The 17,352-nt window shown below is 39.5% G+C and carries 18 protein-coding genes; 11 read left to right on the top strand and 7 right to left on the bottom strand.

Annotation, left to right across the window (positions count from 1 at the left end):
- Positions 1–4: 4 nt before the first annotated feature.
- The 5 genes from leuC to FLM47_RS14835 all read left to right on the top strand — a co-directional run bounded on the left by leuC (position 5) and on the right by FLM47_RS14835 (position 4,573).
- A complete protein-coding gene (leuC, locus tag FLM47_RS14855) occupies positions 5–1,405 on the top strand; it encodes a 3-isopropylmalate dehydratase large subunit (RefSeq protein ID WP_178956752.1) in 1,401 nt (466 codons plus the stop codon).
- Positions 1,405–2,004, top strand: a complete 600-nt coding sequence (gene leuD, locus FLM47_RS14850; protein WP_178956751.1) for a 3-isopropylmalate dehydratase small subunit — start codon at positions 1,405–1,407, stop codon at positions 2,002–2,004. The genes leuC and leuD overlap by 1 nt, the downstream gene beginning before the upstream one ends.
- A 228-nt stretch (positions 2,005–2,232) precedes the next feature.
- Positions 2,233–3,222, top strand: a complete 990-nt coding sequence (locus tag FLM47_RS14845) for a hypothetical protein (protein ID WP_178956750.1) — start codon at positions 2,233–2,235, stop codon at positions 3,220–3,222.
- Position 3,223: 1 nt separating this feature from the next.
- Positions 3,224–3,838 (top strand): hypothetical protein, encoded by a 615-nt coding sequence (locus FLM47_RS14840; protein ID WP_178956749.1) that lies wholly within the window; start codon positions 3,224–3,226, stop codon positions 3,836–3,838.
- A 138-nt stretch (positions 3,839–3,976) separates the two neighbouring features.
- Positions 3,977–4,573 (top strand): hypothetical protein, encoded by a 597-nt coding sequence (locus FLM47_RS14835; RefSeq protein WP_178956748.1) that lies wholly within the window; start codon positions 3,977–3,979, stop codon positions 4,571–4,573.
- Between the two features lie 65 nt (positions 4,574–4,638).
- On the opposite strand, the gene FLM47_RS14830 is transcribed toward FLM47_RS14835, so the two are convergent.
- Entirely contained in the window at positions 4,639–5,019 is a 381-nt protein-coding gene (locus tag FLM47_RS14830; protein WP_138608386.1) for a hypothetical protein, read from the bottom strand.
- 95 nt (positions 5,020–5,114) lie between these two features.
- On the opposite strand from FLM47_RS14830, the gene FLM47_RS14825 reads away from it, so the two are divergent.
- Positions 5,115–5,558: a TerB family tellurite resistance protein gene (locus FLM47_RS14825; RefSeq protein WP_138608384.1), complete on the top strand. Its 444-nt coding sequence runs from the start codon at positions 5,115–5,117 to the stop codon at positions 5,556–5,558.
- Positions 5,559–5,565: 7 nt separating this feature from the next.
- Here the strand turns inward: FLM47_RS14825 and FLM47_RS14820 are convergent, their stop codons facing one another.
- Positions 5,566–6,132, bottom strand: coding sequence for an NADPH-dependent FMN reductase (locus FLM47_RS14820; protein ID WP_138608382.1), 567 nt, complete (start codon positions 6,130–6,132; stop codon positions 5,566–5,568).
- 117 nt (positions 6,133–6,249) lie between these two features.
- Between FLM47_RS14820 and FLM47_RS14815 the strand changes: the two genes are divergently transcribed.
- Positions 6,250–7,146, top strand: a complete 897-nt coding sequence (locus tag FLM47_RS14815; protein ID WP_178956747.1) for a LysR family transcriptional regulator — start codon at positions 6,250–6,252, stop codon at positions 7,144–7,146.
- 5 nt (positions 7,147–7,151) lie between these two features.
- Here FLM47_RS14815 and norR read toward each other — a convergent pair whose 3' ends face one another.
- The gene (norR, locus tag FLM47_RS14810) at positions 7,152–8,717 is read right to left on the bottom strand and encodes a nitric oxide reductase transcriptional regulator NorR (RefSeq protein ID WP_178956874.1); all 1,566 of its coding nucleotides are present in this window, start codon (positions 8,715–8,717) and stop codon (positions 7,152–7,154) included.
- A 428-nt stretch (positions 8,718–9,145) separates the two neighbouring features.
- On the opposite strand from norR, the gene FLM47_RS14805 reads away from it, so the two are divergent.
- Together FLM47_RS14805 and hmpA are read left to right on the top strand one after the other, a co-directional pair.
- Positions 9,146–10,378, top strand: coding sequence for an NnrS family protein (locus FLM47_RS14805; protein WP_178956746.1), 1,233 nt, complete (start codon positions 9,146–9,148; stop codon positions 10,376–10,378).
- Positions 10,379–10,398: 20 nt separating this feature from the next.
- Positions 10,399–11,580: an NO-inducible flavohemoprotein gene (hmpA, locus tag FLM47_RS14800; RefSeq protein WP_138608374.1), complete on the top strand. Its 1,182-nt coding sequence runs from the start codon at positions 10,399–10,401 to the stop codon at positions 11,578–11,580.
- Positions 11,581–11,587: 7 nt separating this feature from the next.
- Here the strand turns inward: hmpA and FLM47_RS14795 are convergent, their stop codons facing one another.
- Positions 11,588–12,241 carry an endonuclease gene (locus FLM47_RS14795; protein ID WP_138608372.1) on the bottom strand — a complete coding sequence of 218 codons (654 nt, stop codon included), beginning with the start codon at positions 12,239–12,241 and terminating at the stop codon, positions 11,588–11,590.
- Between the two features lie 91 nt (positions 12,242–12,332).
- Positions 12,333–13,040 (bottom strand): hypothetical protein, encoded by a 708-nt coding sequence (locus FLM47_RS14790; protein WP_178956745.1) that lies wholly within the window; start codon positions 13,038–13,040, stop codon positions 12,333–12,335.
- 246 nt (positions 13,041–13,286) lie between these two features.
- On the opposite strand from FLM47_RS14790, the gene FLM47_RS14785 reads away from it, so the two are divergent.
- Complete coding sequence (locus FLM47_RS14785) at positions 13,287–13,667, top strand: hypothetical protein (RefSeq protein WP_008114170.1); 381 nt, start codon at positions 13,287–13,289, stop codon at positions 13,665–13,667.
- A gap of 1 nt (position 13,668) precedes the next feature.
- Here FLM47_RS14785 and FLM47_RS14780 read toward each other — a convergent pair whose 3' ends face one another.
- Positions 13,669–14,112, bottom strand: coding sequence for a PaaI family thioesterase (locus FLM47_RS14780; protein WP_138608368.1), 444 nt, complete (start codon positions 14,110–14,112; stop codon positions 13,669–13,671).
- Positions 14,113–14,262: 150 nt separating this feature from the next.
- Complete coding sequence (locus FLM47_RS14775; RefSeq protein WP_178956744.1) at positions 14,263–15,753, bottom strand: M12 family metallo-peptidase; 1,491 nt, start codon at positions 15,751–15,753, stop codon at positions 14,263–14,265.
- A 305-nt stretch (positions 15,754–16,058) separates the two neighbouring features.
- Here FLM47_RS14775 and lexA point away from each other — a divergent pair, with 305 nt between their 5' ends.
- Positions 16,059–16,676: a transcriptional repressor LexA gene (lexA, locus tag FLM47_RS14770; protein WP_010392379.1), complete on the top strand. Its 618-nt coding sequence runs from the start codon at positions 16,059–16,061 to the stop codon at positions 16,674–16,676.
- The last annotated feature ends 676 nt before the right edge of the window (positions 16,677–17,352 follow it).

Raw genomic sequence — 17,352 nt, 5'->3', positions numbered from 1 at the left:
GCAAGTGGCTCAAACTTTATACAATAAAATTTGGCAAGCACATACGGTTGCCAGCATCAACGAGCAAACCGATTTACTTTATATTGACCGTCATTTAGTACACGAAGTGACGTCGCCACAAGCATTTGCAGGTTTACGTGAAAAAAATCGTAAAGTGCGCTGTCCAGAAAAAACCATTGCGACCATGGATCATAATGTTTCAACTAAAAGCCGTTCATTAGATGCAGCCAGCGAAGTCTCTAAAAATCAACTAATGGCACTGGATGCAAACTGTAAAGAATTTGGTATTTTGCTGTACGACCTAGATTCAGTAAATCAAGGTATAGTACATGTGATTGGCCCAGAGCAAGGGATCACTTTGCCAGGCACCATCATAGTATGCGGCGATAGTCATACCTCAACCCACGGCGCGTTTGGAGCGCTTGCCCATGGTATTGGAACCTCAGAAGTTGAGCACGTATTAGCTACGCAAACGCTACAGCAAAAAAAGGCTAAGTCGTTAAAAATTCAAATTAACGGTGTGTTACGCCCAACAGTAACTGCTAAAGATTTAATTATGGCGGTTATAGGTAAACTAGGCACTGCTGGTGGTACGGGTTATGTGGCTGAATTTTGTGGTGAAGGCATTGAAGCGCTATCAATGGAAGCGCGCATGACGTTGTGTAATATGAGTATTGAAATGGGTGCCAAGGCCGGTTTAATTGCCCCAGACAAGGTAACGTATGACTACTTAAAAGGGCGCCCATTTGCACCAAAAGGCGCTGATTTTGACGCCGCTGTTGCCTACTGGGAAACTTTAAAAACTGATGATGGCGCAACCTTTGACTTAGAGGTAGAGTTAGATGCCGTTAATATTCAACCACAGATCACCTGGGGGACTAACCCAGAGCAAGTGATTGGCGTTGACGAATGTATTCCAGATCCAGACAAAGAAACCGATTTAATTAAAGCTGATGCCATTCGTAGTGCACTTAAATACATGGGTTTAAAAGCGGGCGATAAGTTATCAACTGCCAAAGTAGACACAGTATTTATTGGCTCATGCACCAACAGCCGCATTGAAGATTTACGCGCCGCAGCAAAAATAGTTGAAGGCAAGCAAGTGGTTGCTGGCATTGAAGCATTAATTGTTCCAGGCTCAGGCTTGGTTAAACAACAAGCAGAAGATGAAGGCCTTGCCGACATATTTAAAGCTGCAGGATTTGAATGGCGTGAGCCAGGTTGTTCTATGTGTTTAGCAATGAATGACGACCGTTTAGGCGCAGGTAAACGCTGTGCATCTACATCTAACCGTAATTTTGAAGGACGCCAAGGGCGAGGCGGGCGTACACACTTAGTGAGCCCAGCAATGGCGGCAGCGGCAGCAATACATGGCCACTTTGTTGATATTAGAGGAGAAGCCTAATGAGCATCTATTTTAGTGGCTTAATGGCCCCACTTGATAAAAACAACGTCGATACCGACCAAATTATTCCTAAGCAGTTTTTAACTTCAACCAGCCGTGATGGTTTTGATGCTGCGCTATTTTACGATTGGCGTTATTTAGATAATGGCGAGCCAAACCCTGATTTTATTTTGAACCGACCCTGCTATCAAGGCGCGCAAATACTACTAACCCGTGACAACTTTGGCTGTGGTTCATCACGTGAACACGCCCCATGGGCGCTTAAACAATACGGTTTTGAAGTGATTTTGGCTGAAAGTTTTGCTGATATTTTCTTTAATAACTGTGGCAATAACCAAATGCTTGCCATTGCACTGCCAGCGCAAATCTTAGAAGACTTATTTGTGTTAAGTGAGCAGCATGACGATATTTACATTGATGTGGATCTTGAAAACCAGCAATTATGCAGCAATAAATTTGCGCCAATCAGCTTTGATATTCGCAATGATGTGAAAGAGCGTTTATTAAGTGGCTTAGACTTTATTGGTGTAACCGAGACCCTAAATCCGCAAATTGATGCGTTTGAAGCAAAACTTGCCGCTGAGCGTCCTTGGCAATAACCTGATTTTTCCATGTGAACCTAAACGCGGCGAAAGCCGTGTTTTTACTTGTATGAAAACCTAAAATTTTCAGTTGAAACTATATTTCTAATCAGTTTACGTTAAACATATTAAGGTGTACTCTTTTCATTAAGTAAAGGGAAAGCCTCTAGCAATTTATCACTTCATTACTGCTTTTCTTAGGATAATTTTAATACTTAACTCTATCAATAACAAAGGATGTAAAATATGCAATCAACTGAACGACGCTGGGTTTATTTTTATGATTTTCATTTGAGGTCTTACCCTGATGATGCCCCTCAATTCGATTTTGATGAAGTGTTAGATAAAGTTGAGCATATTTGGAAAAATGGAAAAGCTGTACATCAATATAGAAAAAATGAAATAACTATAAGGGTCAAAGATTTCAAAAGAATAGATGGATTTGTGATGCTTTTACTGCATGCATCTGATGTCAAAGCTACTGATCCAGCATTTTCGAACACTCAAACTGGTGCCGTTAGAGTTGAAGTCAAGAAAAAGTTTGAAGGTATTGGCGCAGCCTGTCATGTTTTATTTAGTCTTGATTGTATAAAGGAGAAGAAAGGTTGGCACCTCTCTGTAATTGAGGAAGTTACAGGTTTACCAAAGTCTACAATTGAACAGTTTTTAACTCGCCTCTTTCAAATAAGTTGTAAGTCAACCTATAAAAAGCCAGGCAGTAAAAGCAAGGAAGGGAATATCTGTAGGCCTATGGCTTCTTTTAATGGCCACGCTAGCTCTACATTGCAGAACTCTCTAAAACATAGCTCTTTGCAAGGGATAACTTTATTAAATAATAATGATGGCAATTTTATTGATGATAATAAAGAACTGAGAATGTCAGAACAAGCTATCAAGTTAAGAGTTTCAGGGAAGCCAACAGGAAGCAAAGCATTGGAGTTGATAAAAAAAGCTACAAGTTTTGGTAAGGAAAAAAATTACGACGAAGTGAGGGTGCAGTATTCTGAGGTCGTATCCGAAGAGGTAACAACGAATGAAAAAGGTGAGAAAAAGACTAGGCAAGTAAAGAAACAACGAACTATGCCTTTCAATTCCAAAGAAGCTGACATTGCGAACTTACTTTTTACTAAGTCAGAACTAATTGAATTAAATAATAAAATAGGTCAATGTGAAAATAATATACACAAAGAGCTCGCAAATAATATGAAGAAGATGCTTGAAAAGGCTATAAAATAAAATGGATATAATATGCAAGTTACTTGCCCCAATGCGCTATTTGAAGATTAGTAATAGGCAGAAAAGGTTAGTTGACTTTGTGATTCCAATCATTATAGCAATTTTAACCTGTCTAATATTTTATTTCCTACCAAGGCCGATTGCTGTATTGGGTGATAAAGGAATGATTCACTCAGTGAGTGGTTTTCTGCAAGTGTTGACCGGTTTTTACATTGCAGCCCTCGGCGCAATAGCTACTTTTCCAAACCCCAACATAGATTCACCAACTGATGGCATACCTTTAAAACTTGATGATAAAGTGTTAAGTCGAAGACAATTTTTATCATACATGTTTGGTTTTCTATCATTTGTTAGCTTCCTATTGGTATTTTTTAGCAAAATAGTTATTAGTGCAGGAAGCAATATCGAACTACTTTTAAATTCTTTTAATTCTATCTACTTAAATACACTTAAGTATTTGTTTTTATTTGTTTATGTATATTCTATTTCATTGATTATGTTGACAACTTTTTTTGGTCTTTATTACCTAACGGAAAAGATACATGAAGAGAAGACTGAATTTACAAGTGAAGTTGGAGACGTAAAAGGTGAACCAAAGAATAAAAGTGAGTTTTAACAATTTAGAGCAGCTTTAACGAAACTAATCATTATGGTTAGATTTATTCTTACTCGCCGTATAGCAGCTTATCGTAATTGTTTTCTTTATGTCCATTAAACCATTAGCCTAAGCTAAAATTTTATTTAGGGATACATTATGAAATTATTAACAGCTGCAGCACTAATGCTTGCATCAACCGCTGCAATAGCACGCCCAGCACCTTTAGTATCAATTCCAAGCCATGATGGCTTTTTTGATAACATTGCTGCCCATTGTGGTAAAGCTTTTGAAGGTAAAGTAACGGTTGATAATGCCACAGGGCCGAGTTCATTTGCCGATAAAAAATTAGTTATGCATGTGCGTAAGTGTAATGAACGTGAGCTACAAGTGCCGTTTCATGTGGGTGATGATGCCTCACGTACGTGGATCATTACTAAAACAGGCAGTGGGTTGAGTTTAAAGCACGATCACCGCCATCAAGATGGCAGCGATGATGTGTCTACTATGTATGGTGGTCATACGCTTGATGCGGGTTTTGCTAACATGCAGTCATTCCCTGCTGATCAGTATTCAAAAGAGTTATTTGTTAGCCAAGGCATACCACAATCGGTAGGCAATACATGGCAAATGTATATTTATCCTGAAAAGTTTACTTACCGACTCATTCGCCAAGGTCGCGAATTCCGCGTTGACTTTGATTTAACTAAGCCTATCACACCACCGGCTGCGCCGTGGGGATATAGCGTTAACTAAACTCAGCGTCAGTAAAGCCACTGGCTGTTTTAATACTCAGTGGCTTACTGAAAAGTAAAGAGGGGTTATTTTTTTGAGGTTTTTTCTGCGGGTATTTCACACTGCACAAATACACTCAGTGGTGGCTGATAAGCGCGTGGTTTAGTTGGAAAACGTTCATACTCTTGCACCCCTTCGGTTACTTTTAACATAAAAGGGTTATCGCGACATAAGCGGTTAGCGTGGCGCAATAAAAACACACTTTGGTTTTTAAAATGTGGGTAGTCATCAGATTGGATCTCTAGATGATAGTTGTTAGTGTCTATTTGAGTTTGTTTGTAATGCACCTTTTCATCAAAGTCATATAGCCGCTGCATTTCAGTTTGTTCTGCCGACACATTCAAACATGCTGTTAAAAACACCCAGCTAATACTTCCATATAGATAATGATTAGCTTTTCTACTCATAAACCTTTAACTCCATCTTGATATTGGGTAGTGTGATCAGCATATCTATTACACCCGTTATTATATAAGTCTAACACCCAAAAAGGGGAAATGTGATGTTCAAGCAAATTAAACAGCTTTTTTCGAGTATTGATCAGCAAGATTATGATATTGAACAACATGATTTAAAAACAGCGGTTGCAGCGTTATTAATTGAAGTAATGCGAGCGGATAACGATTTACAGGCAGATGAACAACATACGCTAAGTCTGACATTAAAAAAATATTTTGATTTAACTGATGAAGCAGTAGATGAGTTAACCGAACAAGCAAGCTCAAGTTTAGATGATGCCATTGATTATTTTCAATTTTCTAAGCAAATTAATAATCAATGCAGTGCACAGCAACGTATTGATATAGTTGAGCTACTTTGGCGCTTGGCGTACGCGGATGGTGAACTTGATCCTCAAGAAGAGTACGTTATTCGTCGTGTTGCAAACTTGTTGTATGTTACCCATGAAGACTTTATTGCTGCAAAGCTTGCAGCAACAAAGTTATAGCCGCTGCTTATTTTAGCTTACTCGCTACGCTAACTAACTGCTGTGCAAGGCCGGCCACTTTTTCAGCGGTAGCGGGGTCGTTAATACGGCCATTTTCGTCTAATAAAGTATGAATAGCCGGTACTGCCAGTTGGTTAGCTAATACTAAGCTGCCAATGCCAGATAAAATATCACGCACGTGATTCAACCCACGTAAGCCGCCAAGTCCACCCGGTGATGCTGCATATAAAGCGGTTACTTTATTTGCAAATGCAGGCTCTGCACCTTGTTCGGTGCGCGACGCCCAATCAATGGCATTTTTTAACACTGCGGTGATAGAACCATTATATTCTGGGCTGGCCAGTAAAATACCATCTGCTGTGCGCAGCTTGTCTTTTAATTGTTGTACGCCGGCCGGTGTGCCTTGTGCTTCTAAATCTTCATCAAACATAGGTATGGCTAAGTCTGCGAGTTTGATCACTTCCACTTCAGCGCCACTTTCTAGTGCAAAACGAGCTGCTTCATTAATAAGTTTTTGATTAAAGCTGTCTTTACGTAAGCTACCTGCTAGGGCAATAATTTTTGGTGTAGTCATGAGCTGATCCTAATGTTGATTGTGTACAGCAGTGACTTTAACAAATAATTGCTTGCAGAAAAGCCAAATAAACGCAAAACTTGTGTGCGTATATGCACAATTTAAAAAGTGGTTACTATGGCAATTCAATTTGATGATTGGCAAGATCTTAAGGTTGCTTATGAGGTGGCGCGTTTAGGCACTTTAACTGCAGCTGCCGAAGCACTAGATATTCATCACAGTACGGTGCTCAGGCGAATAAATAACTTAGAGAAAAGCTTAGATGCGCGATTATTCCACCGACATGCTCGTGGCTACAAAGTCACAGAGATTGGCGCTAAGTTATTTACCACAGCACAAGCAATTAATGGTGAGCTAGAACGCTTACACAGTGACATAATTGCAGCAGATAGTACCTTACAAGGTAGCTTGTTACTTACCACTGTGAGTGGTTTTATAGATGTATTAAGTGAGGTATGTGAGCAGTTTCAGACCTTGCATCCGCAAGTGCAATTACAAGTGATTATGGATCAAAAGCGTTTGCGCTTAGACCATGGCCAAGCACATATCGCTGTAAGAGCAGGGCCCAGGCCGGATGAAGGTGATTATATTGCTCAGCATTTAGCGGCACTCTCGTCAGGATTTTATGCTTCAAAACATTACATAAATCGTTATGGCTTGCCACAAACGTTAGCACAACTCTCGGTGCATAATTTTGTATCAGGAGTCGCGGGTTATAATGGCAAAGTGCCTTATTTTGCGTGGGTTGATGAAAATATTCCCTCGTCGCAAGTTAAACTTAGAGTATCAGAAACCTCAGAGGCTACTCGCGCCATCGTTAAGGGGCTAGGGATTGGCGGATTACAACATGATGTTGCAGCGCAATACTCTGATTTAGTGCCTGTATTACCTAACGAACTAAGTTGGCCTACTGACTTATGGTTAGTGACGCACCATTTAGTGCATCGTACTGCGAAAGTGCAAGCGTTTAGTCAGTTATTAAAAACCTATTTTAAGCAGCGTAAATTAAGTTAAAAAAGCTACAACGACTTTTTTATAGAAATACCCAAGCGCTTGGCTAGCCGCGTTAAGTTAGCGCGGTCGACCTGTAAACTTCGCGCTGTGCTTGCCCAGTTATAATTATGTTGTTTAAGTTGCTGTATAATAAGCTGCTGAGTGTAAGTATCGGTGGCTTGTTTTAACGAAATGTTGTTTGTTAAAGGTGTGGTTGCAAGCTGGTTTGAGTGTTCAAGATCTAAGGTGTTAATAGCGTTTAAATTTAGCTCGCAATGCTCTGGCTCAATAGTAATAATTGGCTGCTGCCATTGATGCTGTTTAGCTTTTAATGCGGCGCGATTAATAACATGTTCCAGCTCTCTTACATTGCCAGGCCAGTCATATTTTTTTAGCAGTAATTGCGTTTCAATGCTGAGTTTTAGCTGTTTAATCGCAAGCTTGCGAGCTGTTTTTTCCAAAAAATAACCGGCTAATAAAATAACATCTTCATCACGGGCTTTTAAAGGCGCTACGCTTAACGGGTACACACTTAGGCGATGATATAAGTCGGCGCGAAATCGCCCCTGTTCTACTTCGTGTTTCAAGTCACGGTTAGTGGCTGCAATCACTCTAACATCAACATATTTAAGTTCGTCTTCACCAACGGTTTGTACTTCGCCACTTTGCAGTACCCGTAATAATTTACTTTGCATTGCCAGTGGTAGCTCGCCTATTTCATCCAAAAATAAGGTACCGCCATCGGCTAATTGAAACTTACCTTGGCGAGCATTTTGTGCCCCCGTAAAGGCGCCTTTTGCATGGCCAAAAAATTCACTTTCGGCGAGGTTTTCAGGCAGTGATGCACAATTTAAATGGATCAATGGCTGATCTTTGCGTGCTGAATGCAAGTGAATATTACGCGCCACCAACTCTTTGCCGACCCCAGTATCACCTAAAATTAATACACTAAAATTAGAGGCTGCAACCAGCTTTATTTCGTTTTTAAGGGTTTGTATTACTGGGCTTTGGCCAATAATTTCACCACCATCACGCTTGAGCGCCTCACGGTTTAACGCTTGTACTAATTCACTTGAGTGCTGGGCATGTTGTTTGTAATGGGCAAGCTCTAGGGCTGTTTTAAAGTGCGCACTGCACAAGGTTTGTAAGGTATTAAGCGTATCAGCGGTAATGCCGTCAAACGCATCAGCGTTTAGGCTATCAAAGGTCAAAATACCAAGCAGCGAATCTTTATCATAAAGCGGTAACCCTAAGCAGGCATGCACTGGAATATCACCCGTTTTAGCTAGTAGTAAGCCGTCATATGGGTCTGGGAGCGGGCAGTCATGTGCAAATTGCAGTGCCAAGCGGTGATTACAAATAGCATCAAGGCGAGGATGCTCTGCAATGTTAAAGCGCCTGCCTAAGCTATCAGGCATTAAACCTTTAATCGCTAAAGGCTTTAATTGCTCGCCTTGGCGAATTAACAAAGCGCTAGCATCACTTGGAATAACACGTTCAACTGTGGCTAAGAGCTGCTCAAAACTGTGGGCATGTAAGGTGCTTTGTGCAAGCTCCAAGGCAACTTGAGTCAGGTTGAATTGCTGGTTCATGTCAAAATGACCTGTTAGTGTATTTAATTGGTTTTTATAGTAGGTCATAAAGACTCTTTTTGTAAAGTGAAATTAAATAATGCATTGAATTTAAAGTGTTTATTTAATTGGCATGGTCTGTGTAATAACAAAATAACGAAAGCAGTTATTGGGGTTGTTATGAGCAGTATTTTTTTAGGACAGGTTAATTATTCAGTGAAGTCTAATTCTCTGTATTACCGTTTGCTATCTCATGCAAATAAGATGCTATGTATTAGCGTATTTGGGGTGTTGATTACGTTGTTAATAAGTTATCCCTATGCAGGCTACTTTTCTATACCGGTACAAATTTTTGCACACATTAGCACGATTGTCCTCGCGGCGATTGTCAAAGTGAGTTACGTACTGCGCTGTGTGGCGCAGCATGGACTGGGGCAGGAGGTGCGCTAATGAAGCCCATAAACTTAGCCGAACCTATGCCAGCGCAGGTCGCATTTCATCAGGTATCACAATGGTCATTATGGATGTTGGCATTTAGACCCTTTTTTTTAGCTGGTGGATCACTAGCGTGTTTATCTGTGGGTTATTGGTTACTTATTTTAAGTGGCGATGCACAGTGGTATTTAGTTATGCCTGCTAATTTGTGGCATGCACATGAAATGTTATTTGGTTTTGCGGGCGTGGTTGTGGCTGGCTTTTTACTTACTGCAGCACAAACATGGACCGGTGTTGCAAGTATTAACGGTAAACCATTGATGTGGCTTAGCCTAATATGGCTTAGTGCACGGCTTAGTTTTTTTGTAGTTGTGCCTAGCATTGATCAGTTTAATGTTTATGCGGTACTGATTTTACAAGTTGTTTGGTGGCTCTCGGTAATCATAGTGTTAGCCAGCATGTTGATAAAAGCGAGCAGTAAACGCAACTACTTGTTTTTATTTATTCTTTCATTTTTATGTACGCTCAATATGTTGTATTTAATACTAGTGCTAAAAAACCAAACGCAGCTAGCGCTTGTAATGGTTGATACCGCAGTACTGGTTATAAGTTTGTTGGTGGGGGTTGTAGCTGGGCGTGTATTACCCTTTTTTACTGCCAAAGGGCTGGGCTTATCTAAGCAGGTACGCACACCAAACATAGATAAAGCTATTTTATACTTATCGGTATTGGCGATAGCATTATTTTTTATTAGTAAATTATTTTTCACTGTAATTAACCCGGCACTAGTTGTGATGAGTGCAGCGTTTTTGCATTTAGTTCGCGGTGTTTGCTGGTGGAACAAGCAAGTCCTAAAAGTCCCATTATTATGGTCGTTACACTTTGCGTATTTAGCTTTAGGTATAGGTTTAATGTTAGTGGCAATCAGTTTTTATAGCAGTGCAATACTGTTTAAAGACGCGCTGCATTTTATCACTATTGGTGGTATCGGCATGATGATTTTAGCCATGATGACACGGGTATCACTAGGACATACCGGTCGCTCACTTAGTATTCCTGGTTTTATGAATCTTGCATTTGTATTGGTGTTTAGTGCCGCAATTATTCGTGCTTTTCTCCCGTCTTTTATTGGGCCACACCTAGCTTGGCAGATCAGTGCTGTGCTTTGGTTACTGGCCTTTTTATTATTTTTAATTCACTGCACTCCTATATTAACGCGGCGTCGTGTTGATGGGCGTCGTGGTTAGTTCACCCATAGGAAACCAAAATGTTATCTGAAAAAACTATTGAGATTGTAAAAAGTACAGCTCCATTACTTGCAGAAGCGGGCACAGCCGTCACCGATCATTTTTATAAGCGCATGTTTAGCCATAACCCGGAACTTAAACATATTTTTAATATGACTAACCAAGAAACGGGTCGTCAGCAATTTGCATTATTTAATGCCTTGGCTGCGTATGCGCAAAATATTGATAATTTAGCCGTGTTAAAAGAGGCATTAGCTAGAATTAACCATAAGCATACCAGCTTGAATATTTTACCCGAACACTACCCTATTGTAGGGGCGCATTTGATCGGCACACTTAAAGAGCTTATTCCTGATCAGTTTACAGCTGATGTTGAATACGCATGGCGAGAAGCTTATAACCTACTGGCTGATATTTGTATTACCGAAGAAGCAGCGTTGTATACACACAGTAAAAATAATCATGGTGGCTGGGTAGGTACACGGAAGTTTGAAATTACTCATAAACATGTTGAGTCTGAATTTGTAACCAGCTTTATCCTCACACCTTTAGACGGCAAAGCTGTTATTTCCCACAAGCCAGGACAATATCTTGGCATTAAAGTTAAGCCTGAGGGGGCAGAATATGAAGAGATCCGCCAGTATTCTATTTCGCAAAAGAGCAATGCTAAAAACTATCGTATTAGCGTTAAAAAAGAGTGCCAACCACAGCCTGGCGTGGTGTCTAACTATTTACACTCACTAGAGCAGGGCGCACGAGTAGAGCTATACCCACCAGCAGGTGATTTCTTTTTGAAAGATGCAACAAGCCCCGTTGTGCTTATTTCTGCAGGTGTTGGCCAAACCCCAATGATGGCTATGCTGCAAACGCTATTGAGCGACAATACTAATCAAGCGATTAGTTACTTACACGCGTGTGAAAATAGCTTGGAGTATTCATTTAAAGACTACCTAGCTCAGCAAACGGCTATGCATCCACAACTAAAAACCTTAACCTGGTTTAATCAAGGTGGTGGGGGATGTGATTACACAGGTCTTATGGATTTATCTGTGCTTGAAGCATCACTGCCTATTAGCGAAGGGGCATTTTATTTGTGTGGACCAGCTTCATTTATGGCTTATGTAAAAGGCCAACTACTTGACTTAGGTGTACAGAGCTCGAATATTCATTACGAAATATTTGGACCACACCAAGCATTATAAACATAAGTTACAGCTTTTTACTGTCGGTTTTTGCGGCATAAGCTTGTTGTTGCCACGCATTAAACAGCTTTTGTTGTTGATTTGATATTTTTAAACCATAAGTTTTTTGCATGTAAGCGTATGCATCGGCAATACGTTTACGTGCATAAACCGGAGGCTCTATAACGCGTTGTTTAAAATTAACCTTAACCTCACAGCGACCATATTGATTAGCATTTTGGGCTAACATGCCAAAGCGATAGTTTGAACGATCAGCGTTAATTTCACCGATTGCGGGAGCTAAATTGTTAATATCAGCTTCCATCATGCGAAACTTTGCACTTACTTTACGGCAATTTTTACGTCCACCATCTTGCCAGCATTGTAACTGATGACCGAACTCCCAAGCGGGTACAATATGTTCCCATTCTATTCGCAGAGCGCGTTGGTTCACGTTACCTGAACGGGTAAATGTGTTGCGTGGCACATAACCACAATGGGTTGCATCGGGTACTAACTTTTTGCCTTTACGTTTTATGTCGCAACCACAATAGATACTTTTTGCATTGGTTGGTAAGGTTTTAATTAAGTGTTTTTTAGCACTGGAAAAACGAGTAAATTGCTCAGCATTAATAGTAAAGCTGATAACGCAAAGCAATAACGCAAAAATAAAATGCGGCATATCCTATCACTTTAGTGAACTACAGGAGCCGCGATTTTAAAGAGAATAACCTAAATGGTAAATCAGTTTTCTGTACAACCTGCTTAAAAACTCAGGATAGCTTACGTTTTCTTGTTCTTAATCGGATGTTTTGCAGTAATAAAATAAAACCAGTAAAACTAAAAAACACACTGCTGGCAGCAAAGCTAATGAGTAACGGGTTGTTAAAATCCTCGCGCTCATCGTAATCCATAATGTGTAGCATCCAAAAGAAGTCAAACACTCGCCAAATATCACTGCGAACAGTAATCACTTTACCTGTGTCTGATGACAAATAGAGGGTGGTGTTAAATGTATCGTTAAATTTCACTTGCCATATATTTGTTTTATAACCGCTTTCTCGTGGGCTTGTAGCTAATAAAGCAGCGCTTACTCGTTGAGCATTAATAAGTAAGTGTGCGTGTGCATTAGCAATTATTTGCTGTTTGTTAGGTGCTTTAAATGGTTGCCCGGTAATGCCATTAAAACTTTGTTGGTTACCGGCACTGGTTACAGTTATAAGTGGGGTGGATAAAAAATGCGTAAAGATTATTTTAGTCGGGTTGGTTACTTGGGATACGATATCATCAATTGATGCGACGTAATCATGGCTTTTAAAGGGGTTGGTTAGGGTGCGTGTTGCTAGGTGATTACCATGTACTTTTTCAAGCGGAATAGCGCTCATAATTAAACCGCCAAGCAACCAAGCTAAAATTTGTAAACCTAATAAGTAGCCCAACCATTTATGAAGTTTACGTACTGGTTTAAATATTTTTTTCATAGGTGTTTATCTTATTACTTTTAATAAACATTTTACGCGAATGGTAGGCAGGGTGGGTGCGACAAAATGTCGCACTAGTGCATTCAAATTGAGTTTCAGCACAATAGTGCTAATAGTAAGTCGCAATAACATCCTAAAATAAGAGTATTAACTGATAAAGTGTCTATTTATAGGGTGTTGATTTGGTATAACGATAAAACTGCGTTAAAGTTTGCAAGGTAACCATTAGAGGATAAATACGAAACAATGTCGGAAATTCAATTTTTAAATGTAGATCTCGAGCTTGAGTCAAAGCAAGATATTAGCGTATTAGTTGCTGATTTAAAAAAGGTCGCAACCATTTTACATTATGATAAAGACGAATACCGCCAACTGGCACGCATCGAAGTAGCTGGTGAAATAACCACACCCGATAAAGCAATTAATCATTTATGTGAGCTAATTGAGTCGTGTTCACGCAATGCATTAAAGCAATGGTTAAGTTGTTCTCGTAGAACCTTTGATATGGGGTTTGAGTCGGGTACGTCGCCAAAATGTTTTAATCAGGCCCTACATGCAGATACCTTGTTACGCATATCTGCAATTGGCGCAGGCATAGAAGTTACTATTTACCCTCTGGAAAAGTAATTTAACCTTTTCGTTCGACTACTGCTGCGGTCATTCTTGATACGCAGCAAAGCTCATTGCGGCTATTGGTTATTTTAATATCCCAAACCGAGCTGCGTTTACCTATATGATAAGCTTTTGCGGTAGCCGTTAATGTGCCGTTGCGTGACGCTTTTAAGTGACTGGCGCTTATCTCTTGCCCAACACAATAAAATCGACTGAAATCAACTACAAAGTTAGCGGCATAACTTGCTACGGTTTCAGCAAGCACTACATTGGCACCACCATGCACTATACCCATAGGGTTATGATGCTCTGGAATTGCCGGCATAGTGGCCACTAAGTAATCGTCACCAATTTCACTGATTTCAATTCCCATGGTCTTCATGAGCGTGCCTTGGCCAGTGATCCCTTGATCTAATTGCTTACAAAACTCTAATGTAATTGGTTGATGCCAAATGCTCATACTCGCTCCTAAAAGAATGTTTAAAAATATAAAATTGAGCTCATATTAAGGTGAAATTTAAATCTTGTCGTGAGTGATAGCAAATAAAATTTTTTTAGCTTAATTTAAGCAGGTCGCCATACTACGACGCCTGCTTATGTAGCTTGCTTATTATTGGTAACTAGCGACCAGTTCTACATTATTATAAGCATCAAAGCCTTTGAGCATGACAGAGTAATTTCCACTGCGAGTATCACTGCAGCTCTCATTATTGCCATTTCTATATGGGCGACAATCAAAATTATTTGTGGATGCCGTTTCGTTAAATTTTACATATATATCAGCATCACCACTACCACCTGATGTTCTAAAAGTAACTTGTGTTGCTTCACTTGGTACTACAAATGTAAATAATTTTTCGCTATTCTTTGCACCATTAACCATAATTGCTTGGTTATTTTGGAGTACATTGTCACCAGGAATTGGGGGGGTTGAAGATCTAAAGTTTGCAATAATAGGGTTAGTTAAGTTTAACACTCTGGCATTGTCATGTTCTGCCGAAGTCCCCATTACATCTCCATTGTATGATTTATTAGGGTTCGACCAGTAATTAATACGTGTACAATTACCTGGACAATTATATGCCATCACTGAACGCCATTGCGATTGAGGTTGTTGGTAACCATGTCCAAATGAATAAGGAGTTGTTGAAGGATCGTTTTCTGGATTATGGCGAGCGCCTTGTAAGTGCCCAATCTCATGACCAAAGGAGTAGTAGCCTGTCGCACAATCATAATCGACCATAGCAAAAGCGCTTTGAGCATTAGCGCCAATGGCTTTGGCCTGGCCACAGTAACCATTGACATCATTTACTAATATAACTACATCTGCACCGAATTGATCGCGTAATGTATGTGCTTCATCCATATAACCATCGTTCTTAGCTGCTAAACGATTTAAATCAGTACTTGAGTTTGCAGCTTCAGTATAATTAATTTGGCTCATGTGGGCTATGCTAACAACTGCGTTGACGCCTGAGTTTTGATAACCTTGGTTGGTTTCAACAATCGCAAGATCAATTAAGCTATTTATATCCCCTGATTTTTGAGCTGCTGCTGGGGTATATAAAACTAATAAACTAATATTACTTTGCGTTTCGTTAGCCATTACCGATTGAGTGTTTTGAGCTGTTAAAATTTGTTCACTCATAAACTCCAAGTTATTAGACTGTTTATAGTCGGGAGCATGTTCAGCTGGCTGCTTTTGGGGATCTAATTCAATGAAATTATGACCAGAGTGCCTATTTGGTTGTAATTTATATATCTGTTCACCTACTTTTACAGTACCCGAAATGCCTTTTGCAGATTTAATAAGTGTTATTTCGTCATCTTCTAAACTTTTACCAATCCAAATTAAGCTTCCCGTTGCTGACAAACTTGTTGAACTTTTTATAAATTCAATGTCGTTACCTTTAACAGGTAAAAGAAAGGTATTTGTGCTATTTGTGAGCTCAAAAAGAGGCTGGCCAAACTGTAATTGATTACTTGTTTGTGTGGCCACGCTTTGTGGCTCATTAATATATTGCACTTCAAAAAGCGGAACTTGAGCTTGTGTATAGCCGCTGAATAGGAGCCCAATAAATAAAGGTGAGTATTTTTTCATTTCATAGTCCTTTTACATTTGTTTTGTCCACATAAAGTGTACACGGTAATATTTTTATTTCAATTAATTAACATTAGCGCTCATTAAAATTAACCATTGTTGTAAATTTTAAGATACATTTTTTATTTTTACTGTTGATGGGTTGCTTTAATCAGTGCAAAAATAATTTTAAGTAGTTAAGAGCGGGTTATATTCTTAGTGCGATAAGCTAATTATTATCAGTGGAGCTAACTTAATTTATATTTGCGATTTTAAAATAACTGTATATACTCACAGTTAATTGTACTGTATGGAAAACCAGTTGTATGCGACCATTAACGAAACGCCAAGCGCAAATACTCGAACTTATCAAAGTGTTTATTAAAGATACTGGTATGCCTCCTACACGTGCCGAAATTGCACAAACACTGGGTTTTAAAAGTGCGAATGCTGCAGAAGAACATTTAAAAGCACTGGCTAAAAAAGGTGTGATTAAAATGAAGCCGGGCGCGAGTCGGGGCATTCAGCTTGTTGAAGAAGAAGAGCCAGAGCAACTGGGCTTACCTTTAATTGGTCGAGTTGCTGCGGGTGAGCCAATATTGGCGCAACAGCATGTAGAAAGCCACTGTAAAATTGACCCTTTAATGTTTAAACCTGCGGCTGATTTTTTACTGCGCGTTAACGGCATGAGCATGAAAGATATTGGCATTATGGATGGCGACTTACTCGCTGTACATAAAACTCAAGTAGCTGAAAATGGTCAGGTTGTTGTTGCTCGAGTGGATGATGATGTTACGGTTAAACGTCTAGAAAAAGCCGGCAGAAAAGTATTACTGCATGCTGAAAATGACGAGTTTTCAGCCATTGAAGTTGATTTGGAAAATGAATCTTTCAATATTGAAGGTTTAGCGGTGGGTGTTATTCGTAACGCTGATTGGATGTGATAGTTAAGCATAACCTAGCGCTTAATATTGATTAGGCGCTGTTTTTACATGCATTATTTTTGTACGATATTGCTTGTGAATCGCTTTTTGTTATTTTTAAAAATCGCTAAATATTGTTATAAACAAACAAATTTATTTTAGGGTCTGTTGACCTTTCAAGGTTGAATTTGCAGCAGTCTGTTTGGTATTTAGGCAAGACAGAGCCTATGTGGTGTGGTTATTCCCCATAAATAGGCGATAACGCAGCATCAATGCCAAACAGGCGCTGCCCGAAGGATTCTGCCTAGGGGCGATTTACTCTTTGTTGCTCGGTTTTGACTTAGCCCACTAGGTTACAAACCTCGCGCCGCGATTAAACCGCCCCTAGTTTGAACAAATTTTAATCCGCAAAGGTCAACAGACCCTAGTTATTTTTAAATCATAAAATTTTATATTTTTTCCGCTGTTATTCAAGCTACCCCTTACTAACCCTGACTTTGGGATTAATTACCTCATTAATTGCTATTTTCTTTGCTGCACTTTTTTAAGTAACCTCTTGTTTATTTTTCATACTCACCTTGCTTATTGTTTATTTTTTAACTAGTTATTAAAGAGCTGGAATAAAAATAACTCACAGCCTAGTCGTTTTGAGCACACACATTTAGTAACTCCAGCACCCTTATAAAAAATAAAAATA

This window comes from Pseudoalteromonas sp. Scap06, from assembly GCF_013394165.1.
GTDB lineage: Bacteria > Pseudomonadota > Gammaproteobacteria > Enterobacterales > Alteromonadaceae > Pseudoalteromonas.
This window is presented reverse-complemented; position numbering and strand designations above follow the sequence as displayed.